Source organism: Bacteroides sp. AF39-11AC (genome assembly GCF_003474285.1).
Taxonomy (GTDB): domain Bacteria; phylum Bacteroidota; class Bacteroidia; order Bacteroidales; family Bacteroidaceae; genus Bacteroides.
Window position 1 is genome coordinate 596,180 of the sequence record NZ_QROH01000005.1, and the last position, 22,490, is coordinate 618,669.

At 44.3% G+C, this 22,490-nt stretch carries 19 protein-coding genes; 9 read left to right on the plus strand and 10 right to left on the minus strand.

The genetic code is table 11. The features are described from left to right. Positions 1-122: 122 nt before the first annotated feature. The 9 genes from DW036_RS13675 to DW036_RS13715 all read left to right on the plus strand — a co-directional run bounded on the left by DW036_RS13675 (position 123) and on the right by DW036_RS13715 (position 9,068). Positions 123-1,430, plus strand: a complete 1,308-nt coding sequence (locus DW036_RS13675) for a Na+/H+ antiporter NhaC family protein (RefSeq protein ID WP_118464850.1) — start codon at positions 123-125, stop codon at positions 1,428-1,430. A 229-nt stretch (positions 1,431-1,659) separates the two neighbouring features. Then, positions 1,660-1,905 carry an RNA-binding protein gene (locus tag DW036_RS13680; RefSeq protein WP_007662267.1) on the plus strand — a complete coding sequence of 82 codons (246 nt, stop codon included), beginning with the start codon at positions 1,660-1,662 and terminating at the stop codon, positions 1,903-1,905. A gap of 166 nt (positions 1,906-2,071) precedes the next feature. Beyond that, complete coding sequence (locus DW036_RS13685; RefSeq protein ID WP_007213448.1) at positions 2,072-2,626, plus strand: 30S ribosomal protein S16; 555 nt, start codon at positions 2,072-2,074, stop codon at positions 2,624-2,626. Between the two features lie 123 nt (positions 2,627-2,749). Further along, complete coding sequence (locus DW036_RS13690; RefSeq protein ID WP_118464851.1) at positions 2,750-3,844, plus strand: TlpA disulfide reductase family protein; 1,095 nt, start codon at positions 2,750-2,752, stop codon at positions 3,842-3,844. Between the two features lie 305 nt (positions 3,845-4,149). Beyond that, positions 4,150-6,357 (plus strand): anaerobic ribonucleoside triphosphate reductase, encoded by a 2,208-nt coding sequence (locus tag DW036_RS13695; protein WP_118464852.1) that lies wholly within the window; start codon positions 4,150-4,152, stop codon positions 6,355-6,357. A gap of 26 nt (positions 6,358-6,383) precedes the next feature. Continuing rightward, positions 6,384-6,893: an anaerobic ribonucleoside-triphosphate reductase activating protein gene (nrdG, locus tag DW036_RS13700; protein WP_118464853.1), complete on the plus strand. Its 510-nt coding sequence runs from the start codon at positions 6,384-6,386 to the stop codon at positions 6,891-6,893. Positions 6,894-7,055: 162 nt separating this feature from the next. Continuing rightward, complete coding sequence (locus DW036_RS13705; RefSeq protein WP_118464854.1) at positions 7,056-7,823, plus strand: threonine/serine exporter ThrE family protein; 768 nt, start codon at positions 7,056-7,058, stop codon at positions 7,821-7,823. Next, positions 7,820-8,314, plus strand: coding sequence for a threonine/serine exporter family protein (locus DW036_RS13710; protein WP_022391340.1), 495 nt, complete (start codon positions 7,820-7,822; stop codon positions 8,312-8,314). Before DW036_RS13705 ends, DW036_RS13710 begins: the two co-directional genes overlap by 4 nt. 31 nt (positions 8,315-8,345) lie before the next feature. Continuing rightward, complete coding sequence (locus tag DW036_RS13715; RefSeq protein ID WP_118464855.1) at positions 8,346-9,068, plus strand: DUF6064 family protein; 723 nt, start codon at positions 8,346-8,348, stop codon at positions 9,066-9,068. A gap of 52 nt (positions 9,069-9,120) precedes the next feature. Here the strand turns inward: DW036_RS13715 and gpmA are convergent, their stop codons facing one another. The 10 genes from gpmA to DW036_RS13765 form a co-directional block, all read right to left on the minus strand. After that, positions 9,121-9,864, minus strand: a complete 744-nt coding sequence (gpmA, locus tag DW036_RS13720; protein WP_118464856.1) for a 2,3-diphosphoglycerate-dependent phosphoglycerate mutase — start codon at positions 9,862-9,864, stop codon at positions 9,121-9,123. A gap of 129 nt (positions 9,865-9,993) precedes the next feature. Then, positions 9,994-12,558, minus strand: a complete 2,565-nt coding sequence (locus tag DW036_RS13725) for a glycosyltransferase family 1 protein (protein WP_118464857.1) — start codon at positions 12,556-12,558, stop codon at positions 9,994-9,996. A gap of 37 nt (positions 12,559-12,595) precedes the next feature. Then, positions 12,596-14,257 carry a glycogen/starch synthase gene (locus DW036_RS13730; protein WP_118464858.1) on the minus strand — a complete coding sequence of 554 codons (1,662 nt, stop codon included), beginning with the start codon at positions 14,255-14,257 and terminating at the stop codon, positions 12,596-12,598. Between the two features lie 316 nt (positions 14,258-14,573). Further along, positions 14,574-15,038, minus strand: coding sequence for a V-type ATP synthase subunit K (locus tag DW036_RS13735; protein ID WP_007213461.1), 465 nt, complete (start codon positions 15,036-15,038; stop codon positions 14,574-14,576). Between the two features lie 42 nt (positions 15,039-15,080). Then, the gene (locus tag DW036_RS13740; RefSeq protein WP_118464859.1) at positions 15,081-16,886 is read right to left on the minus strand and encodes a V-type ATP synthase subunit I; all 1,806 of its coding nucleotides are present in this window, start codon (positions 16,884-16,886) and stop codon (positions 15,081-15,083) included. Beyond that, positions 16,883-17,488: a V-type ATP synthase subunit D gene (locus DW036_RS13745; protein ID WP_118464860.1), complete on the minus strand. Its 606-nt coding sequence runs from the start codon at positions 17,486-17,488 to the stop codon at positions 16,883-16,885. The genes DW036_RS13740 and DW036_RS13745 overlap by 4 nt, the downstream gene beginning before the upstream one ends. Positions 17,489-17,513: 25 nt before the next feature. Continuing rightward, the gene (locus tag DW036_RS13750; protein ID WP_029428228.1) at positions 17,514-18,842 is read right to left on the minus strand and encodes a V-type ATP synthase subunit B; all 1,329 of its coding nucleotides are present in this window, start codon (positions 18,840-18,842) and stop codon (positions 17,514-17,516) included. A 119-nt stretch (positions 18,843-18,961) separates the two neighbouring features. Further along, complete coding sequence (locus tag DW036_RS13755; RefSeq protein ID WP_007662234.1) at positions 18,962-20,716, minus strand: V-type ATP synthase subunit A; 1,755 nt, start codon at positions 20,714-20,716, stop codon at positions 18,962-18,964. Positions 20,717-20,734: 18 nt separating this feature from the next. Continuing rightward, entirely contained in the window at positions 20,735-21,577 is an 843-nt protein-coding gene (locus DW036_RS13760) for a DUF2764 domain-containing protein (protein WP_118464861.1), read from the minus strand. Between the two features lie 11 nt (positions 21,578-21,588). Beyond that, positions 21,589-22,179, minus strand: coding sequence for a hypothetical protein (locus tag DW036_RS13765; RefSeq protein WP_118464862.1), 591 nt, complete (start codon positions 22,177-22,179; stop codon positions 21,589-21,591). Positions 22,180-22,490: the final 311 nt, after the last annotated feature.

The following is a 22,490-nucleotide window of genomic DNA, read 5'->3' on the forward strand; positions in this document are numbered from 1 at the left end:
GAAATTATTTCCGCCAACAGGTAATTATAAGAGATAGAGAGCGGGCAAAACTATTTTGCTCCGCTCTTTGTTTTTTATAATTTTGCAGCGAATTAAGATATATGATTTGATTAATTTAAAAGATGACAGATACAACAAATAAACAAAAGGGTGGATGGTGGGCACTAAGCCCGCTGGCAGTATTTTTATGTCTTTACCTGGTGACGTCACTGATTGTAAATGATTTCTATAAGGTACCCATTACAGTCGCATTCCTGCTGTCATCTTGCTATGCCATTGTACTAACACGTGGGCTGAGCCTGGAAAAACGGGTGTATCAATTCTCCGTGGGAGCCAGCAACAAGAATATCATATTGATGATATGGATATTCATTCTTGCCGGAGCCTTTGCCCAAAGCGCCAAACAAATGGGAGCAATCGACGCCACAGTAAACCTCACCCTGAGTATTCTGCCGGATAACCTGCTACTGGCAGGTATTTTTATAGCCGCATGTTTCATTTCACTTTCCATAGGCACCAGTGTGGGAACAATTGTAGCCCTCACCCCTGTAGCCATCGGATTAGCGGAAAAGACCGGCATCGATCTGCCATATATGGTTGCCATTGTAGTGGGCGGTTCATTCTTCGGAGATAATCTTTCGTTTATTTCGGACACCACCATAGCTTCCACCAAGACACAGGATTGTGTGATGCGGGACAAATTTCGCGTAAATTTCATGATTGTGGTTCCGGCAGCACTGATTGTGCTCTGCATTTATATATTCCAGGGATTATCCATCACAGCTCCTGCACAAACACAAGAGATAGAATGGATAAAGGTTATCCCCTACCTCATCGTGCTGGGCACAGCAGTGGCAGGTGTGAATGTAATGTTAGTCCTGCTCTTGGGTATCCTGAGTACAGGTATCATCGGCATCTTCACAAGCGAAACAGACCTGAGTACAGCTTTCTTCAACTGGTTCGGCTCCATGGGAACCGGCATCACAGGAATGGGGGAACTGATTATCATCACCCTACTTGCCGGCGGTATGCTGGAAACGATCCGTTACAATGGCGGAATCGACTTCATCATCTCCCTCCTGACGCGCCATGTAAAAGGCAAACGAGGAGCAGAACTGAGCATCGCCGCACTTGTCAGCATCGCCAACCTCTGTACGGCAAACAACACCATCGCCATTATTACCACCGGACCGATAGCCAAGGACATTGCCCTGCGTTTTCATCTGGACCGCCGGAAAACAGCCAGCATCCTGGACACATTCTCCTGCCTGGTACAAGGCATCATTCCTTACGGTGCACAATTATTGATTGCCGCCGGATTGGCAGGCATCTCTCCCATCAGCATTATTGGCAGCTTGTATTATCCATTTACAATGGGAATTTGTGCATTATTAGCAATATTAGTGAGATATCCGAAGCGATATTCGTAAAAATTCGCTCATATTCAACAAAAAATGAATTTATCGCAAAAAAATATGGTAAAAGATGATGCATTATTGAAATAGAATGCGTTACTTTGTAGCCGAACAATAAAGAAGTTTATTTGATTTGATTATTTCACGTATGTATTTCCTCTGTATTGAGTATTTCCATTTCTGACCTAACAACTTCCAAAAACTTTGTTTATTGAATTATTAATTTATTATTTTATTTAGATTTATGAATTTGTATGTAGGTAACCTGAATTACAGGGTTAAAGAATCAGATTTAAGAGAAGTTATGGAAGAGTACGGAACAGTAGACTCAGTAAGAATCATCACTGACCGTGAAACAAGAAGATCTAAAGGATTCGCATTCATCGAAATGCCGGATTCTTCAGAAGCATCTAACGCTATCAATGCATTGAACGGCGCAGAATACGCAGGTCGTCCGATGGTAGTTAAAGAAGCATTACCGAAGAATTAATTATTCTCACGATAATACGTTATTAAAAAGAAGGATGGGTTTCTGATGAAATCCATCCTTTTTTTGTTAGGAACTCTTTGTCAATCAAAATAAAAACCATACCTTTGCAGCCGCTATTACGAGATAGTAGCATAATTCAAATCATTTATTTAAAACATTATTTAAAATGGCAACAAAAATCAGATTGCAAAGACATGGACGTAAAAGCTACGCTTTCTACTCTATCGTTATTGCAGACGTAAGAGCACCACGTGATGGTAAATTTATTGAGAAGATTGGTACGTACAATCCGAACACCAATCCTGCCACAGTAGATTTGAAGTTCGACCGCGCACTTGACTGGGTTATGAAAGGTGCACAACCGACTGACACTGTTCGTAACATCTTGTCACGCGAAGGCGTTTACATGAAAAAACATCTTTTGGGTGGTGTAACCAAGGGCGCATTTGGCGAAGCTGAAGCTGAAGCTAAATTCGAAGCTTGGAAGAACAACAAACAAAGCGGTCTGGCTGCTTTGAAAGCTAAAGACGAAGAAGCTAAGAAAGCTGAAGCAAAAGCACGTCTGGAAGCTGAAAAGAAAGTAAACGCTGAAAAAGCAAAAGCATTGGCTGAAAAGAAAGCTGCTGAAGAAGCAGAAAAAGCCGCTGCCGAAGCTCCTGCTGAAGAGGCAACAGAGGCTCCTGCTGAAGAAGCTCCCGCTGCTGAAGCTGCTGCTGAATAATAGTAAGCACAGTACGATTACAAAAAATGGGATTAAAACTATAAAATCCTCTCCGGTTATGCCGGAGGGGATTTTTTATTGACTATCTTTGTAGCCATATATTTTTACTTAATAATAAAAGCAATGAAAAAATTTATCTATCTGCTCGCTGTGGCTGCTATCGTTGCTGCCTGTAGCGGAAACAAAGGTTACATAGTAACCGGAACCGTAGAGGGTGGAGCTGACGGCGACACTGTATTTTTGCAAAAAGTAGACGGAAGAAATCTTGTAAAAGTAGACTCCGCAGTAATCACCAAAGGTACATTCACCTTTAAAGGCGTACAAGATACTGCTGCGAACCGTTACGTAACCTACAGACCGGCAGGAAAAGAAGGTATCCTGATGGACTTCTTCCTTGAAAACGGTAATATCAAGATCAATTTGACCCGCGATAATGACTCTGCTACCGGCACGCCGAGCAACGATGCTTATCAGGAAATCAGAGCTCAGCTGAGTGATCTGAACAAACAAATGATGACTATATATGAGTCTATGTCAGATACTACACTGACTGACGAGCAGCGCGAAGCCAAAATGAAGGAAATGAACGATTTGCAAGAAAAATCAATGGAAATCACTAAGGCAGGTATTGCTAAGAATATCACTAACCTGGTGGGCGTTCATTTGCTGAAGAATAACTACTACTACCTTGAAGTAGACGAACTGGATCCGTTGATGCCGCAAATTCCCGCTGAATTTGCTAACGATGAAGTTATCATCAAGATCAAAGGAAACGTAGAAAAAATGAAAGCTACTGCTGTAGGCCAGAAGTTCACAGATTTTGAAATGGCAACTCCTGACGGAAAACCGATGAAACTGTCTGACTATGTAGGTAAAGGCAAAGTGGTACTCATCGACTTCTGGGCAAGCTGGTGTGGTCCTTGCCGTCGCGAAATGCCGAACCTGGTAGAAGCTTATGCTCAATACAAGAACAAAGGTTTTGAAATCGTAGGTGTATCTTTGGATCAAAGTGGCGAAGCATGGAAAGATGCTATCGAGAAGCTAAACATCACTTGGCCGCAAATGTCTGACCTGAAATACTGGAATTGCGAAGGCGCTCAGTTGTATGCAGTAAGCAGCATTCCTCACACTGTATTGATCGATGGCGAAGGAACCATCATCGCACGTGGATTGCACGGTGAAGAATTGCAAGCAAAACTGGCAGAAGTTTTGAAATAATTTTCGTACGGGAAAGAATAATTCCTATTCAAGATTATTTTTATAATATAACCTCGCCTGTTACATGTATGTGTAGCAGGCGAGGTTTTTTGTATCTACTTACTACATAGGAATTTCCATTTCGAACAACTTTCAAAAGGCCTACGAAATAAAAAGTTTTCCATTTCTCTTTAAACGTCCATTGAATATCAGCTAATTAACATATTTTACAAGCACAAAAGTTTTCCAAAAATAAAAACTCAAAGATTAGTTTATATCTTTGTGCTCCCAATTCAAATGGATAACTAAATAATAAGAATGAGACCATGATACAGACTGTAATCAAAAGAGACGGACGAGTAGTCGGCTTTAATGAAGAGAAAATAGTAACTGCCATCCGTAAAGCAATGTTACACACGGACAAAGGTGAAGATCTGCAGTTGATACGCCAGATCACAGATCACATATCCTTCAAGGGAAGTGCACAAATGACGGTGGAAGCCATTCAGGATGCAGTAGAAATGGAGCTGATGAAGAGTAGCCGGAAAGATGTGGCACAAAAGTATATTGCTTACCGCAACCAGCGTAGCATTGCCCGCAAAGCCAAGACGCGTGATATGTTTCTGGAGATTATAGACATCAAGTCCAACGATGTGACACGGGAAAATGCCAATATGAACGCCGATACTCCGGCGGGCATGATGATGAAGTTTGCCAGTGAAACCACCAAACCGTTTGTAGACGACTATTTGTTGAGCGCCGAGGTACTGGAAGCTGTACACAACAATTATCTACATATTCATGATAAGGACTACTACCCTACCAAAAGTCTGACATGCGTTCAGCACCCGTTGGACCGCATTTTATCCTGTGGCTTTTCTGCCGGACATGGCGAATCACGTCCTGCCAAACGCATCGAAACAGCAAGTATTCTGGGATGTATCTCATTGGAAACTGCCCAGAATGAAATGCATGGTGGACAGGCTATTCCTGCATTCGATTTTTATCTGGCACCTTATGTACGCAACAGCTACATCGAAGAAATCAAAAATCTGGAAGAGCTGAACGGAAAAGATTATTCACATCTTTATCAGAAGGAACTTACAGACTACCTGCAACAGCCGTTGGATGGCCTGTCCGACGAAAAACGCATTGTACAACATGCCATCAACAAAACTGTAGCACGTGTACACCAGTCCATGGAAGCATTCATCCATAATATGAATACCATTCACTCACGCGGCGGCAATCAAGTCGTATTCAGCTCTATCAACTACGGCACGGATACATCAGCCGAAGGACGTTGCATCATCCGCGAGTTACTGAAAAGTACCTATCAGGGCGTAGGCAATGGCGAGACAGCCATCTTCCCTATCCAGATATGGAAAAAGAAACGTGGCGTAAGTTATCTGCCGGAAGACCGCAACTACGATCTTTACCAACTTGCCTGCAAAGTGACCGCACGCCGTTTCTTCCCGAACTTCCTGAACCTGGATGCTACATTCAACCAGAGTGAAGAATGGAGAGCGGACGATCCTCAGCGTTATCAGCACGAAGTGGCAACCATGGGATGCCGCACACGTGTATTTGAAAACCGTTTCGGACCGAAAACATCCATCGGACGCGGAAATATTTCTTTCTCCACCATCAACATCGTACGCCTGGGCATCGAATGCATGAAGATAGAAGACGAAGAATTGCGTATAGCCAAATTCTTTGCCAAACTGGATGCAATGCTGGAAGTTACAGCCCGCCAACTCCACGAACGCATGGAATTCCAGAAAACAGCATTTGCCAAGCAATTTCCGCTGTTAATGTCTGCTTTATGGGTGGGTAGCGAAAAGCTGAAACCTAACGATACGATTGCTTCTGTTATCAATCAGGGAACATTGGGCATCGGTTTCATCGGTCTGGCAGAATGCCTGGTAGCCCTTACAGGAAAACATCATGGAGAATCGGAAGAATCACAAAAACTGGGAGTGAAGATAGTGACCTATATCCGCGATCGTGCCAACCAGTTCTCCGAACAGTATCACCATAACTACAGTGTGCTGGCCACGCCTGCTGAAGGTTTATCGGGTAAGTTCACAGGTGCCGACCGTAAGAAATTCGGGGTACTGCCGGGCATTACAGACCGGGATTATTATACAAACTCCAATCACGTGCCCGTATATTATAAGTGCAGCGCCCGCCATAAAGCTGAAGTGGAAGCTCCGTATCACGATCTGACACGTGGCGGACACATCTTCTATGTAGAAATAGACGGTGATGCAACACATAACCCCGAAGTTATCATGCGTGTAGTGGATATGATGGATCAGTATAACATCGGATACGGTTCAGTAAACCATAACCGTAACCGTTGCCTGGAATGCGGCTACGAAAATTCAACTCCAAATCTGGAAGCTTGCCCGAAATGCGGAAGCACCCACATCGATAAATTACAGCGTATCACCGGTTATCTGGTGGGTACTACCGACCGCTGGAACAACGCTAAATTAGCGGAACTGAACGACCGTGTCATTCACAACTAATCACTAAATCACTAATCACTATCAACGTGCTTTCCATTCTTGATATTATAGAAGATACCACAGTGGACGGTCCGGGCTTCCGGACCTCCATTTATGCTGCCGGATGTCCGAACAGATGCCCAGGCTGCCACAATCCCGAATCCTGGGATATCGAACGGGGGCATTGGATGTCAACAGACGAAATATTGGAAAAAGTACTTGCCGACGACTTTGCAGACGTAACATTCAGTGGCGGAGACCCAATGTACCAGCCGGAAGGATTTGCAGAACTGGCATGCGCCATTAAGGAAAAAAGCGGTAAAAATATCTGGTGTTATACCGGATATACATTTGAAACTCTGCTGCGCAACCCTCTCCAGGCCAAACTATTGCAATACATCGATGTACTGGTGGATGGAAAATTTAAACAAGAACTGCGGGATGAAAGCCTATGCTTCCGCGGAAGTAAAAACCAACGCCTGATTGATGTACAGGCTTCACTGCATACAGAAGAGGTAGTGGCTTACAACTACAACCCTATACCTCGTATCGCTTAATAATCAGCAAACATAAGGAGGTGCTTCTGATGCATCTCCTTCCCTGCCCACCTCCTCAAAAATTCCCGCAATTATACCTTGCATCACTTTTTTGTTTTCTCAAAAAGCCGTACCTTTGCGGCGCTTTTCAAGAACAGATAATATTAGGATAACATTTTAAGTATGAATTCGCCAAACGAATTAAAAGAAATTACCCGGTTTTTACTGGAGTATGCCAATCGTCTTATGGGTTCAGGTGTACACACTTCGCGCGTGATACGAAACACCCGCCGTATCGGGAAGTCACTGGATGTAGACGTGAAAATGAGCCTTTTTCAAAAGACTATGGTAGTAAGCGTATGTGACATCGACAGCACTGAAGTTTATAATGAAGTAGCCATCATCCCCGCTTTTCCCATCAGTTTTGAACTGAATGCCGAACTGAGCGCACTTAGCTGGGAAGCTTATGACAATCATCTGCCTCTCGACACCCTGTGGGAAAAATACGAGAAAATCATTGCACGCCCCAAAATGGACCCGCTTTGTACGCTATTCCTGGTGGGATTTGCCAATGCATCATTCTGCGCCTTGTTCGGTGGCGACTGGACTGCACGTCTTATTGTATTCTCCGCTACCCTCATAGGTTTCTACCTCAAACAAATTATGCAGAAAAAGAAATTCAATCATTACCTTGTTTTCATAGCCTCTGCATTCATCGCTTCCATGGTTGCCTCTTCAGCTTTGACACTGGAAACCACTGCTGAAATTGCCATCGCTACAAGCGTTCTTTACCTGGTACCCGGAGTACCTCTGCTGAACGGTGTTATCGACATTGTAGAAGGGCACGTACTCACCGGATGCACCCGCCTTATTCAGGCTTTATTGCTGGTGCTATGTATTGCCGTAGGACTTTCCTGTACTCTTATGTTAATTAGAAATAGTTTATTATGATACTTGTTGATATACTTACAGACGGCATATTCGCCGCTGTCGCCGCTATCGGTTTCGGAGCGATTTCAGATCCTCCTTTACGTGCTTTCCCTTCCATTGCTTTGCTTGCCGCCATCGGTCATGCCCTGCGCTTCTGCCTGATGACGTATCTGGGAGTGGATATTGCTACTGCATCCCTATGTGCTTCTTTCAGTATCGGTATGGGAAGTTTGGTTCTGGGAAAACGCATCTATTGCCCTATGACTGTACTTTATATTCCTGCACTGCTGCCAATGATTCCGGGTATGTATGCCTACAAAATAGTATTCTCGCTCATCATGTTCATGCAGAACCTGAAAGTGCCCGAATTACAGGAAAAGTATCTGATTGACTTATTTACGAATTCAATCATTACCTGTAGTGTTATCTTCATGTTGGCAGTGGGCGCTACTATACCATTATTCCTGTTCATCAAACGGGCCTTCTCCATGACAAGACACGAGAAAAAATAAAAGTTGAAAATTAAAAATTAAAAGATTGCGTATGGAAGTTTTTTGGAAAACAATCGCACAATATAATGAAGGAACCTGGATAGCCCAGATCGTTATAACCGTTGTAGGCATCTTGCTGACCGTACTTCTCTATCAGAAACCGACACTACTGGTCAAGCGGCTGATGAAGGGATATATGGTATTTTTAAATAGTTGGATTTCTATCGTCTACTACATGATTTATTGTGGTGACCGGAATTACAATTATATACTTGCCATATTCTGGGGCATAATCGCACTTATCTGGCTATGGGATCTTATTACGAACTATACGCCGTTTGAGCGTTACCACAAATATGACAAGCTGACTTACATATTGTATGCCATGCCGTTCCTTTACCCTCTCCTCTCATGGGCACGGGGCATGGAATTCCCGATGATGACTACCAGCGTGATGCCTTGTTCCGTAGCCGTATTCACTATCGGATTGTTGTTGGCGTTTTCCCGTAAGGTCAATCTATTGGTGATCCTTTTCCTTTGTCACTGGGCGCTCATTGCTTTCTCCAAAGTTTACGTCTACAAAATTCCGGAAGATTTATTGTTGGCGAGTGCAACCGTACCAGCCATCTACCTCTTCTTCAAGAATTACTTCGACCAGAATCTGCATAAGGAAACAAAACCAAGTGCCAAATATACAAACTGGATATTAATAGCACTCTGCTTAGCAATCGGAATATTTCTGAGTATTACGATATTTCACGAGCTGGCAGGATAATAAAAAGAGGAATGATGAACGGAGCGTTCATCATTCCTCTTTTTATCTTTAATTATTTCTTTCCTTGGTTCGCCACCGCTTCCATCAACTTCTTTATCTCCTCCGGATCTCCCAGAAAATAATCCTTCGTTAAATTCAGATCATCATCGAATTCGAACACATAAGGCACAGCAGTCGGCAGATTCAGTTTTACAATATCTTCATCGGAGATACCTTTCAGATGTTTGATAATTCCTCGCAAACTGTTGCCATGCGCTACAACAAGTAGTTCATCCGCACTTTTCAGATTCGGGAAAATCACACATTTCCAATAAGGCATAATGCGTTCTATTGTATCTTTCAGTGACTCTGTACGAGGCAATTCGGCATCAGGCACTTCATTGTATCGAACCTCGAAACGCGGATTACGGGGATCATCTTCAGCCAATGCATGTGGAGCTACATCATAGCTGCGACGCCAGACTAACACCTGTTCTTCACCATATTTTTCAGCAGTCTCCGCCTTGTTCAACCCCTGTAGCTGCCCGTAGTGCTTCTCGTTCAGACGCCAGGATTTTTCTACCGGTATCCAGTCCTGATCCATACGATCCAATACCACATTCAGCGTCTTTACTGCACGTTTCAGGTAAGAGGTATAGGCCTTATCAAACTGGAAGTCATTATCTACCAATAACTCTCCTGCCTTCTTAGCTTCGGCAATACCTTTCTCTGTTAAATCCACATCGGTCCAACCTGTGAAACGATTCTCTTTATTCCATGCGCTCTCACCGTGGCGGAGCAATACAATTTTCTTCATACGAATTTTTATTTTATTAGTCGTATAAATAAAACACGTATCTACCGGAACTTGTTCAAAACAAAAGCTGCTCCGAGAGGTTATGACAACCTCCCGCAAGCAGCTTCACTATGTTGATATATTAAACTCTTACACGAACCAACGAACGTAACAGAAATCCTGACGGTGAGGCAGGTCAGAGTTTTTCGGGAACATGCGGTAGGATACCTTGAAGCTACCTGCGTTCTCTAATTTATGCTTCACCTGGAAGGTATAGAGGTTACCCTCTTTCTTCACTACGCTGAACGGCTCAACAGAGTAAACGTGTTGTTTACCGTCACCGGCAGTGTAAGTAGTTACCAGTTCCAGACCGATTGCATCGTTCAAGCCCTTCTCATCGATAACGTAAGTAATGGTGTATTCCTTACCGCTTTCGATGGTAGCCTGCAACAATTCTTCACACTTGTCATAAGATACGACTTCGATGCTGTCCCACTTAGAAACCACTTCTTCTTTCCAAGCAGCAATTTCCTTAGCTTTGGCATTGTCATTAGCAGACAGTGCGCCGAAACGTTTAGCCAACTTATTGTAGAACTTGCTATAATAGTCGTCCAACTGACGTTTCATTGTATAGTGAGGTGCAATCTGTGCGATAGAATTCTTGATAGTCTTCACCCAACCTTCAGAGTATCCCTTCTTGTTGCGTGCATAGTACAACGGCAGAATCTCAGTTTCAAGGATGCTGTAGATAGTAGCTGCATCGAGCTGATCCTGATGATCCTGGTTCTGGTAAGTACGCTTTTCTGTCAGCGCCCAACCTGCACCTTCGCGGTAGCCTTCCAACCACCAACCGTCGAGTACGGAGAAGTTTACAACACCGTTCATCAACGCTTTCTCACCGGAAGTACCGGATGCTTCGAGCGGACGAGTCGGAGTATTCAACCAGATATCCACCCCGGATACCAGACGGCGAGCCAGCTGCATATCATAGTTTTCCAGGAAGATAATCTTACCCAGGAATTCCGGACGACGGGAGATTTCAATAATTCTCTTGATCAGACCTTGACCGGCTCCGTCATGCGGGTGAGCCTTACCGGTGAACAGGAACTGTACCGGATAGTCAGGATTGTTCACAATCTTAGCCAGACGGTCAAGGTCAGTGAACAGCAGGTGAGCACGTTTGTAAGTAGCAAAACGACGACCGAAACCAATCAGCAATGCATTCGGGTTAATCTTATCCATCAACGAAACGATACGTGAAGGATCACCCTGGTTCTTCAACCAGGTTTCGCGATATTGCTTGCGAACATAGTCGATCAACTTGTTCTTCAAAGCCATACGTGTTTCCCAGATTTTTTCATCGGGCACATTATAGATAGCTTCCCAAATCTTCGGGTTAGACTGATCGTACAAGAAGTTCTCGTCGAAGTTAGCAGCATAGAGATGTTTCCATTCAGTAGCACTCCAAGTTGGGAAGTGTACACCATTGGTAACATAGCCCACATGCATTTCTTCGGGGAAATAACCCTTCCAGATAGAAGAGAACATTTCCTGAGAAACTTTTCCGTGCAGCCAGCTTACACCGTTCACTTCCTGTGAAGTGTTGCAAGCGAAAACTGACATACAGAAACGCTCACCTTTATCACCCGGATTATTACGGCCGAGATCCATCAGGTCATCCCAGCTGATACCCATCTTGGCAGGATAACCGCCCATATATTTGCCGAAGAGACCTTCGTCAAAGTAGTCGTGACCGGCAGGAACCGGAGTATGTACAGTATACAGAGAAGATGCACGCACCAGTTCGATAGCCTGATCGTAAGACAATCCTTCTGCCACATAGTCACAGATACGCTGAACATTGATCAATGCTGCATGTCCTTCGTTACAGTGATAAACTTCTTTCTTGATACCCAACTTCTTCAGTGTCAAGATACCACCGATACCGAGCAGAATTTCTTGTTTCAGACGGTTTTCCCAGTCACCACCATAAAGTTGGTGAGTAATAGGACGGTCGAATTCACTGTTCATTTCATTGTCCGTATCCAACAGATAGAGAGAGATACGTCCCACATTCACGCGCCATACAAACGCATGAACAAAGTAATCCAGATAAGGAACATCCACAATCACCTGATTACCATTCTCGTCCATCACACGCTCGATAGGCAACTGGCCGAAGTTCTGAGCTTCGTAGTTGGCAATCTGCTGACCATCCATAGAGAGAGTCTGTGTAAAGTAACCGTAACGATACAGGAAACCGACTGCGCAAAGGTCTACATTGCTGTCAGAAGCCTCTTTCAGGTAGTCGCCGGCAAGAACGCCCAAACCACCTGAATATATCTTAAGTACCTGGTTCAAACCATACTCCATGCTGAAATAAGCAATGGAAGGACGTTTTTTATCAGGTTCTACATCCATATATGCTCTAAACTTAGAATACACATCATTCATTCTTTTCAGAATTACTTTGTCGTTTGCGAGTGCTTCGAGCTTAGCATAACTCATTCTTTCTAACAAGAGTACAGGGTTATGACCAACTTCTTTCCACAGAGCGGGGTCAAGATCTCTAAACAGTTCAGTAGCTTCGTAGTTCCAAGACCACCAAATGTTGTGTGCCAATTCAGACAATTTCTCCAACTCAGCAGGAATATGAGATTTCACATTCACATCTTTCCAGTTCGGAGTGTTTACATTACTAACTTTAATCTTCATTGTATGATAACTTGATTGATTAATATTCTATTTTATTTCAACCCAACTGACGCTCCATCGCATGGCGAAGGGCGAAATCGTAGGCCTCATAATAATATTCGATAAAATGCTTCCACAGAGCCTGCTCAGCCACTTGGGCAGCACGCTTGCGAATGTTTTTCACTTCTGCATCCGTCTTTCCAGAGAATGCGGAAATGGTGTCCTTGATGCCATCAGCCACTTCGGAATAGTTATAATCCGAACGGTGAAGTACCTCTACTCCATCATCGATGCCATGCTGATTCTTCAGGCTGTTTACCCAAAGTCCGAATCCAGCCAGGTCGGTCGTGATGGTCGGAACGTGGAAAGCAACACTTTCCAGCGGGGTATATCCCCAAGGTTCATAATATGAAGGATAGACACTGAGATCTTCTCCCAGTATCAAATCATAATATTGCTTGTTTATAATGCCATCTTTTCCATCGAGATAGCAGGGAACAAAAATAATCTTCACCTTATCCTCAGGATGATTACTCATGCCCATGTACTTCAACATATCCAGCACCTGATCGTGCGTCATGTTATGTAGCCAGTGGGTAATCAAAGGCACTTCCAGCGGAGTAGTAAACTTCTCCTTGCTCTTAAGACGTTGCTGCAAGTCTTCACGGGCATCGCCTACCCAACCCGGCACGTTGATGAACGCCAATACATTCTTCTTCAGATTCTTATCGCGATTCAGCCGGTTCAGTGATTCAAGGAAGACATCAATGCCCTTGTTCTTGAATTCATAACGGCCACTGGTACCGATAATCAACGTATCATCTCCCATATCCGTACCCATCAAGCAATTGGCAACGCGCAACATAGTAGATCTCGCACGTTTACGCTTTCCGGTAAACGTAGTCCCTTTCGGTACAAAATCATCCTCAAAACCATTCATAAGCACTACATCGGCAGGCTTATCGAGCAATTCCTTACACTCGTTATTCGTGATTTCGCTCACAGTCGTAAAACAGTCTACATAATGTGCAGTTTGTTTTTCAATGGAGTGCTTGGACTGCATGTTGAGCTCTTCCGCCATCTGATCACCGTTATAGGCAAAGAGATAGTCGTACAGAGGTTTATTGTTACCCGCAATGGAGCGTCCGATAGACGTGGCATGCGTGGTAAAGATCGTTGCAATTTCAGGAACGGCAATCTGCAGGTAGAGGGCCCCCATACCGGTCATCCACTCATGAGCCTGATAAACCACCTTATCCGTTTCCGTCAGGTTATAGCGATAGAAACTCTCTACCACCTTTCCGGCAGCATACGAAAACATGGATGCTTCATCATAATCACCGTATGCATGCAGTGAATCCACCTGATAGCGGTTCCACATTTCTGTATAGATATCATTCTTCTGTGCGAAAAACGGTTGGAAATCAACCAATATAACGATCGGATTGCCCGGAATGTTCCAGCGCCCTATGCGGACGGAAAGGTTATCTTTTGTAAAGGCATGCTTTTTCCATGCTGCACAAAGGTTATCGGACTCGATAAACAAAGGGTTCTCTTTCCCCTGCCAAAAATCAGGTCCTATAAAAAACAATCTATCATGAAATCTTGCCTGCAAGGTATTTGCTCGCGTGGACAAAACCGTATAGATACCTCCAACCTTGTTACATACTTCCCAGCTTGACTCGAAGATGTAGTCGGGGGTTAACAGCTCTTTAGTCATATTACTTTTAATCTCTATTACTTAATACCGGCTGCAAAATTACACATTATTCTTTGAAAAATAGCCTATTAATCGAAAAAACTAATGAAATATGCATAAACAATCGTTTGCGAAAAATAGTTAGATAGACTGACTATCGTTCCAAATGTCACACTTTAACAGAGCAAATGCCACGCTTCGCGACATACAAAGTGTGGCATTTCACTTGCCGAGGTGTGGCATTTACCTTATTCTAGTGTGGCATCCGGAAACAATTAACCCGGAGTTGACATCAAAAAGGCAACCCCGGGTCAGCAAATTATTCAGAAATAGATTCTTATGCAACCAATGCGCTACCGATCAAGAATGTTGCAGCCAAAGCAACAATAGCGTAAAGTTCCGGGAATACAGCGAGGATCAGCGTGTTGCTGAATACATCGTGACCTTGTCCGATAGCTGCAATACCATTCGCACAAACCTGTCCTTGGCGGATAGCTGAGAACAAAGCAACCAATCCCAACGCGATACCTGCACCGAGGATAGCGGCAGCCTGGATAGCAGTCATCTCAGGAGTAAGGATACCGAAAATAGTCTGGAACATAAAGTAACCGGCAAAACCATACAAACCCTGTGTACCGGGAAGTGCGGTCAATACGAGGAAGTTACCGAATGCACCGTCGTTCTTCTTTAAAGCGCCGATAGCTGCGTTACCGGCAATCGTCACTCCATAGGCACTACCGATGCCAGACAAACCAATCATTACTGCGATGCCGATGTAGGCAATCAATAAATTCATTTCCATAATCTTACGTTTTTATTGTTTTAATTTTTAATTCTATAATTGTTATTTTTTGAATGGCTTATATTCTTTTCCGCCACCTTCGTAACCGGAATTCTTGAAAAATTCCACAAAGGTCAGACGCATAGGGTGAACCATCGCACCCAGTACATTCATAAACATATTGATTGCATGTCCGATAACGAATATCAGCACCATCACAATCGGTCCGGCAATCACATTGTCGGGGCTCATACCTACAGCCAGACTGTTGAATACTCCTGCAAGGATACCTCCCGACAGACCGAGGGCAAACAAACGAACGTACGAAAGCACGTCGCCAAGTAAGCCTGTAGCCATATTGTAAGAATCCCACAATCCCAGCCCGATGTTCAGGAACACGTTCTTACCGGGACTATTGAAGAGGAATATCATGGCAGCAGCCACACCGAGGATACACAGATGTACCGTTCCGCCCAGTGGCATGATTTCGGGCAATAAGGCTCCTACTCCGCAGGATACCAGCAATATGATCCAACCAATCGTAGCTACGGCATACTTGAAGCCGAACTGTATCGCCTGATTCACAGCTTTCAGTATCATACCGAAGAGAATCTGTATCACACCCAATATCAATGAGAGCTGGAACATGGCATTGTTGTCCATGAACAAATGCTCCTTCATATACTGTAGGAAAGGTATATTGATGTCATAGAGACTTACCCCGAAGAACGTACCTGTCAGCATTCCACAGAAGAATGTAGAGGCAGCCAGTATCTGCACCAATGAAAGAATCGGCTTCATCGTAGCACTGATGTTCTTGGCAAACATACGGTACAACGTAGCAGCAAGGAACAGGAACAACCCGTAACCGGAGTCACCCAGACACAGTCCGAAGAACACCATAAAGAACGGTGCAAAGAACGGCGTCAAGTCCAACTCACTGTATTTCGGAAGCATATAGAGCCTGCATATCGGTTCAAACCATGCAAAGAAACCTTTGTTGTTCAACTGAATAGGTACATTATCTTCCGGTGTCGGATTCGTTATTTCATAATAAATATGCTGTTCATCCAGCCATGCAGCAATTTCCTTTTCTTTGGAAGCCGGTGCCCAACCTTGTAGCAACATCAATTTCTCTCCTGCCGTAGCCTCCGTATTCAGCATAACTTTGGAGAACTCTATTTCAGTGTTCACCTCTTTCAGTGCAGCCTGCAATGAAGGTTGTTCTTTTCCGGCAAGTACCGCCAACTTCTGGTCATTGTCTGCCAAAGCCTGTTCAGTCTCCTGGCAAAGTATCTGCATACGGGTCAACGAGTAAGAAGGCAACTTTATCTGTTCTGCATCCAGATCCACTTCCACTGCATTTTTAGTTACAGTAATGAAATAGATACGCGAGGATACACGATTGATAATCATCGCATTATAAATTTCTTCCCAAGTCTCGTCATAGCTACCCTCCGAACAACAGTAGAAGTTCACCGTGAAACCGGCATCGTGCAGTTTACTAAGGCTTTCGGGCTCAAAATCACCCCAGGGTTCCAGGGCGGCTCTCTCCTTCTGATAGTTTTGCAACTGTTGTTGCAGCTTCGCCTTTTCACTTTGCAGCACATCTACTTCGTCCAGAACTTCCAGTCCGCGGGCAGCAGAAGCGGGTGTAGGTTCCTTCGCTTCGCTCAAACCATGCAGCATTTTCAGTGTCGCCTGCAGACGTGAAGAAAGCCGGATGCTATCCTGCAATTCTGCATTATCAGCTACGCCTTGCTGTTTTTCGGCTACGTGCACTACTCCAAGTTCGCGCACTCCGTTCAGAAATGCTTCGTACTCCTTATGATATACAAGGAATGTAAGCTTCTTCATTTTTGTAATCATGCTTCTGCCTCCTTCCTACTCTCTTGATGGGATTTCATGATTTTCTGCGATGACTTGGAGAGGTTCTCCTCGTCTTCCATGAAGCGCTTGATCTTTCGCAGAGCATCCTGATAGCCTGGAATCTGCACTTTCTCAAAGAGGTTTACCTTTTGGGTAGTCTTCTTACGTGCATGTTCCAGCAAGCCCAGTTTGGCGACGATAAACTCCCGCTCGATAGCCGTCTGTGCCAATACCTTGAGCAAATGTATGCCGTCGGCATACCATTTGGGGGCATTGAACAGGCTGTAGGGACGTATTTCGAAATCAACGTTTTCGAGCAGCGGCACCCGTACACCGGCAATCTTTTTCACGCCGAGATGTACATCGCTCACCTTTATCAATGAGGGGTCAAACTCATTCCAAAGGGCAAACATCGCTTCGTAGGCCTGGATTTCCCGTTCCAACTTCTCATCCAGCGCGGCAGCTTCTGATTTGCAGCGCTTCACTTCCATGCGTAGTGCGCTCTCCTTATTCTTTATAATAGGGAGTGTACGGACCCGCACTTTCAGTTGCTTTTCCAACTGCTGGAGGGAAGTTTTATTATATTGAAACTTTATAGCCACTTTATTAGTGATTAGTTGTTAGTGATTAATTATTTGCTTTTGGCCAGAACTCGTCAACCAATTCTTTCTTGATATTCACTTCTTCCGGACGAAAATACTTGCCGAACAGGCTCCAGGCCACGTCGAGCATTTCTGTCGTATCGAGGTTCACATCGATAGCCAGCAGTTGGTTGGAGTAATCCTTGGCAAATGCAAGGGTACGTTCGTCATAGTTCGTCAGATCGAAACCGTTCTCCAATTTCGTCTTGGCGTTGGCAGCATCAGCGTACAAACGTACGGCAGCATTCATTACCTGCGGATGATCCTTACGGGTCTTCTTACCTGTAACGAGCTGTTTCAGACGGGATAGTGAACGGAATGGGTCAACGATAACCTTACCGATATCCGTATCACGACGCAGGAACAACTGACCTTCCGTAATGTAACCCGTATTGTCAGGCACAGCATGCGTAATGTCGCCACCAGACAAAGTAGTTACCGCAATAATGGTAATGGAACCGCCACTCGGGAACTGTACAGCCTTCTCATAAATCTTAGCCAAATCCGAATAAAGAGAACCCGGCATAGAATCCTTTGAAGGAATCTGGTCCATACGGTTAGATACGATAGCCAACGCATCGGCGTATGAGGTCATATCAGTCAACAGTACCAGTACCTTTTCATTATTGTTCACAGCAAAATATTCGGCTGCCGTCAATGCCATGTCCGGAATCAGCAAACGTTCTACCGGAGGATTCTCCGTTGTATTCATGAAGCTGACGATACGGTCGAGCGCACCGGCATTGGAGAACACATTCTTAAAGTACAGGTAGTCATCATTCGTCATACCCATACCACCCAGAATAATCTTATCTGTCTCAGCACGAAGTGCTACATTCGCCATTACCTGGTTAAACGGCTGGTCAGGGTCGGCAAAGAACGGAATCTTCTGTCCGGATACCAGCGTATTGTTCAAGTCGATACCAGCAATACCAGTCGCAATCAGTTCCGACGGTTGTTTACGGCGTACCGGGTTCACAGACGGGCCACCGATCTCCACTTCCTGGCCTTCGATGGACGGACCTCCGTCAATCGGATCACCGAAAGCGTTGAAGAAACGCCCTGCAAGCTGTTCGCTCACTTTCAGCGTAGGCGACTTGCCCAGAAATACTATCTCCGCATTGGTCGGGATACCTTCCGTACCCTCGAATACCTGCAGAGTCACATCGTCACCGGCAATCTTCACCACCTGGGCGAGCTTACCGTTTACGGTAGCCAACTCGTCATACCCTACCCCTGTTGCTTTCAGCGAGCAGGTGGCTTTTGTAATCTGAGTGACCTTGGTATATATTTTTTGAAATGCTTTTGTTGCCATCTATATATTTACAATTTAGCAATTTACAATTTACAATTTTCGCATTCTGACTTTTTACCACCTACACACACATGCCGAACGGCAAATTGTACCTTGTAAATGGTAAATTGTACTTTTCCTTATGCTTTACGTTCTTCAATCAGTTCCTGCAACTGTTTACGGAATCCTTCATATTCTTCAGACTTGAACTTCGAATAGTTCATCTGCTTACAAACATTAATCATCTTCTTGAAGTAATCCATTACCTCATTAAAGTTATCGAATTCAAATTCCGTATGACAGATGTCAATGATCATATTCAGGATATCCTCCTGACGTTCCATCGGTGTTACAGCATCAATTTCGTCGAAAGCATCCTGTTGCAGGATTACGAAGTCAATCAACTCTGATTTCCAGAACGTTACATGATATTCAACAGGAACACCGTCATCACCCAGAATGTTGATCTGTTCGGCAATCTCCTTACCACGTTGCAAGCGGTTTTTGATTTCGTTTACCTTACCAATCCATTCACCATTGATATGAGTTTTGATATATTCCTCAAATTCAGGATATTCGATGTATTTAGAGTAAGAATCAATCGGATTCACGGCAGGATAACGTTTCTTGTCAGCGCGATCCTGTTCAAGAGCATAGAAACAACGGGCTACTTTCTTCGTATTTTCCGTTACAGGCTCTTTCAAGTTACCACCGGCAGGAGATACCGTACCGATAAAGGTAATAGACCCCGTTTCACCGTTACCCAGCACCACATATCCGGCACGTCCGTAGAAGTTGGAGATAATAGAAGACAAGTCCATCGGGAACGCATCAGGTCCAGGCAACTCTTCCATACGGTTGGACATTTCACGCAATGCCTGTGCCCAACGGGAAGTGGAGTCAGCCATCAACAACACCTTCAGACCCATGCTTCGGTAATATTCCGCAATCGTCATAGCCGTATATACAGATGCTTCACGGGCAGCTACCGGCATGTTCGAAGTATTAGCGATAATGATTGTACGCTCCATCAACTTACGTCCGGTATGCGGGTCAACCAGCTCCGGAAACTCCGTAAAGATTTCCACAACCTCATTGGCACGCTCACCACAGGCAGCGATGATTACGATATCCGCTTCCGCCTGTTTGGAGATGGCATGCTGAAGCACCGTCTTTCCTGTACCGAACGGACCGGGGATAAATCCCGTACCACCTTCTACAATAGGATTCACAGTATCGATTACACGCACACCTGTTTCCAGCAGTTTAAAGGGACGCGGTTTTTCTTTATAATTCGTCATGGCGCGTTTCACCGGCCATTTCTGTATCATGTTCACATGAATGTCATTTCCTTCTTCGTCAGTCAGTACAGCTACAATATCTTCGATGCTGTATTCACCTTCATCTACGATGGACTTCACAGTACACACACCTTTCTGGGTGAAAGGTACCATGATTTTCAGCGGTTGGAAGTTTTCGTCCACTTGTCCTAGCCAGGCAGCCGCTTCCACTTTATCCCCTACTTTCACCAGAGGTACAAAATGCCATCTGCTTCCCTTATCCAGCGGATACGTATATTGTCCACGTTTCAGGAAGACTCCATCCATCTTATCAAGGTCATTTTGCAGACCGTCATAGTTTTTCGAAAGCATACCCGGGCCTAATGTCACCTCAAGCATGTGTCCGGTAAATTCGGCTTCAGCCCCTACTTTCAGTCCGCGGGTGCTTTCAAACACCTGCACGTACACATGGGTACCTACCACCTTAATCACCTCCGCCATCAGCCGGTCACCTCCGGTCGAGATGTAGCAAATCTCGTTCTGTGCCACCGGGCCGTCAACGACGAGGGTTACCATGTTGGCGATAACGCCACTAACAGTTCCTTTTGTTGCCATATAATTATGTTATTTATTTTATCTGAATTCTGCGGGTATCTGCACCTCGTCCTTCAACGTTGCTATGATGCTGCGGAACAATTGGTTACCCTTTTCTTTATCCAAAGAAATCCACCGTTCTATCATTTCCAGTTGCAACAGGAAAACAAACAGACGTTCCACGGTGAAATAATTGAAGAAAGTAGCTTCTTCCATCCAATTCCAACGCAACTGGTCTATTTTCTTCTCCCGCTCCACCAGTTCTTCGGTTTCGCTGATCTTCACTAACTGATCCAGGAAATCCACTTCCCCCGTCAGTCCGAAATCACGGGCACCGGATGTACGCAAAGCCTCGCACACTTCCGTATCACCCACTATCAGCGGAGCGATCTCCATCTTGAATTTCCGGGCAGTCAGTGCCACCAGTATATTGTTCATCGTCAGATTAAACGCAAACCAGGAAGACACGAACTTATTTTTGCACTTCATTGCATATTCATAATAAAGCGCAGCCAGACGGTCTTCATGCAGAAAATCGTCCTCAGCAGCAACATTGAAATATTCGGAAATAAAAGTGGAGAGATAGGAAGGGAACACGGCATCCGCTATCTCATCACCCTCTTTCAGAGATGAGATAAACTCTGCCAATTCTTCTGCAGAATAATTTCCGCGCGGATCAATGGCAGCGTCTTTGTCCTTTAGTAATTTCAGAACGTTCGCATTGTCAAACTTCAGATAAAACAAATCAATCAGTCGTCTATCTTCGTCGGACAATTCCGGATACAGTTCCGCTTTGAAATCAGCTACCGTATAGCTCAGCTTACTGTCCTCCAATGTGAGTTCGGGTAAACCAGCTACCAAGTAGTAATAGTATTTACTCATATCCTGTGGTTTTAGAACAGCATTTCCACTAACTGCGGGCGCAGGAATTCTTTGAAGTAATTCATAAATTCTTCTTCACCGAAGTTCACCTTGTACGAGCCGTCGGCAGGCGAAACTGTAAACAATGTCTTGTTTCCGTTCACTTGCTCTATCTTCACTCCCTTATCCAGCAACGCTTTAGCTTGTGAAGCGAAGTATTTTTTCAGGCCATCTGCATCAGCAGTCGAAATCACGATAGGCTCGTTCACACTCCACTTGGAAGCCAATGCAACTATAAATGCATTCAGATAATCTTTATCGGCAGCAAATGCTTTCACATCCGCATTGACAATTTTATCCGTCACAAGTGTGGCGATTTCAGACTTCAGGGCATTCACTGCCTGGCCGGCGAACAATTTTAATTCCGACTTGGTATTTTCTGCCAGTTCATCGGCAGACTTACGAGAGGCAGCCACAATTGCTTCAGCTTCTTTACGAGCATCTTCTACAATTTTCTTGGCTTCATCTTGAGCGTTAGCGATAAGTTTTTGGGCCTCGGCGTTACCTTTTTCGACCCCCTCGCGGTAAATCTTATCAGTCAACTCTTGAATTTTGTTTTCCATATACACAGGAGTTATTTTAATAATTATATAATTGCGATTCTTTCCCTTTTTATTAGATTCGAGTCCAAAAGTACTAAAATCCCTCAGATAAAAAGGAGAAAGAATGGAATAAAAACATCCTATTTTTCAAAAAAAGTCTTTTTATGCCATTTTTATTCCGTAAAGATAAGGATGAAGTTGCAAACTTAAAAGAAATTGCTTGCTGAAAAAGGAAAATAGAGGGTTCAAAGAGGAAAAAAAGCTACTGAAAGCAACCATTATAAATACAAAAAGCCCCCATATCGTTAGATATGGAGGCTTTCCTCTAAAAA

Excerpts from the sequence above, each read along its gene's own strand:
- DW036_RS13675 (WP_118464850.1), top strand. The coding sequence starts at position 123 with ATGACAGATACAACAAATAAACAAAAGGGTGGATGGTGGGCACTAAGC.
- DW036_RS13680 (WP_007662267.1), top strand. The coding sequence starts at position 1,660 with ATGAATTTGTATGTAGGTAACCTGAATTACAGGGTTAAAGAATCAGAT.
- DW036_RS13685 (WP_007213448.1), top strand. The coding sequence starts at position 2,072 with ATGGCAACAAAAATCAGATTGCAAAGACATGGACGTAAAAGCTACGCT.
- DW036_RS13690 (WP_118464851.1), top strand. The coding sequence starts at position 2,750 with ATGAAAAAATTTATCTATCTGCTCGCTGTGGCTGCTATCGTTGCTGCC.
- DW036_RS13695 (WP_118464852.1), top strand. The coding sequence starts at position 4,150 with ATGATACAGACTGTAATCAAAAGAGACGGACGAGTAGTCGGCTTTAAT.
- DW036_RS13705 (WP_118464854.1), top strand. The coding sequence starts at position 7,056 with ATGAATTCGCCAAACGAATTAAAAGAAATTACCCGGTTTTTACTGGAG.
- DW036_RS13710 (WP_022391340.1), top strand. The coding sequence starts at position 7,820 with ATGATACTTGTTGATATACTTACAGACGGCATATTCGCCGCTGTCGCC.
- DW036_RS13715 (WP_118464855.1), top strand. The coding sequence starts at position 8,346 with ATGGAAGTTTTTTGGAAAACAATCGCACAATATAATGAAGGAACCTGG.
- gpmA (WP_118464856.1), bottom strand. The coding sequence starts at position 9,864 with ATGAAGAAAATTGTATTGCTCCGCCACGGTGAGAGCGCATGGAATAAA.
- DW036_RS13725 (WP_118464857.1), bottom strand. The coding sequence starts at position 12,558 with ATGAAGATTAAAGTTAGTAATGTAAACACTCCGAACTGGAAAGATGTG.
- DW036_RS13730 (WP_118464858.1), bottom strand. The coding sequence starts at position 14,257 with ATGACTAAAGAGCTGTTAACCCCCGACTACATCTTCGAGTCAAGCTGG.
- DW036_RS13735 (WP_007213461.1), bottom strand. The coding sequence starts at position 15,038 with ATGGAAATGAATTTATTGATTGCCTACATCGGCATCGCAGTAATGATT.
- DW036_RS13740 (WP_118464859.1), bottom strand. The coding sequence starts at position 16,886 with ATGATTACAAAAATGAAGAAGCTTACATTCCTTGTATATCATAAGGAG.
- DW036_RS13750 (WP_029428228.1), bottom strand. The coding sequence starts at position 18,842 with ATGGCAACAAAAGCATTTCAAAAAATATATACCAAGGTCACTCAGATT.
- DW036_RS13755 (WP_007662234.1), bottom strand. The coding sequence starts at position 20,716 with ATGGCAACAAAAGGAACTGTTAGTGGCGTTATCGCCAACATGGTAACC.
- DW036_RS13760 (WP_118464861.1), bottom strand. The coding sequence starts at position 21,577 with ATGAGTAAATACTATTACTACTTGGTAGCTGGTTTACCCGAACTCACA.
- DW036_RS13765 (WP_118464862.1), bottom strand. The coding sequence starts at position 22,179 with ATGGAAAACAAAATTCAAGAGTTGACTGATAAGATTTACCGCGAGGGG.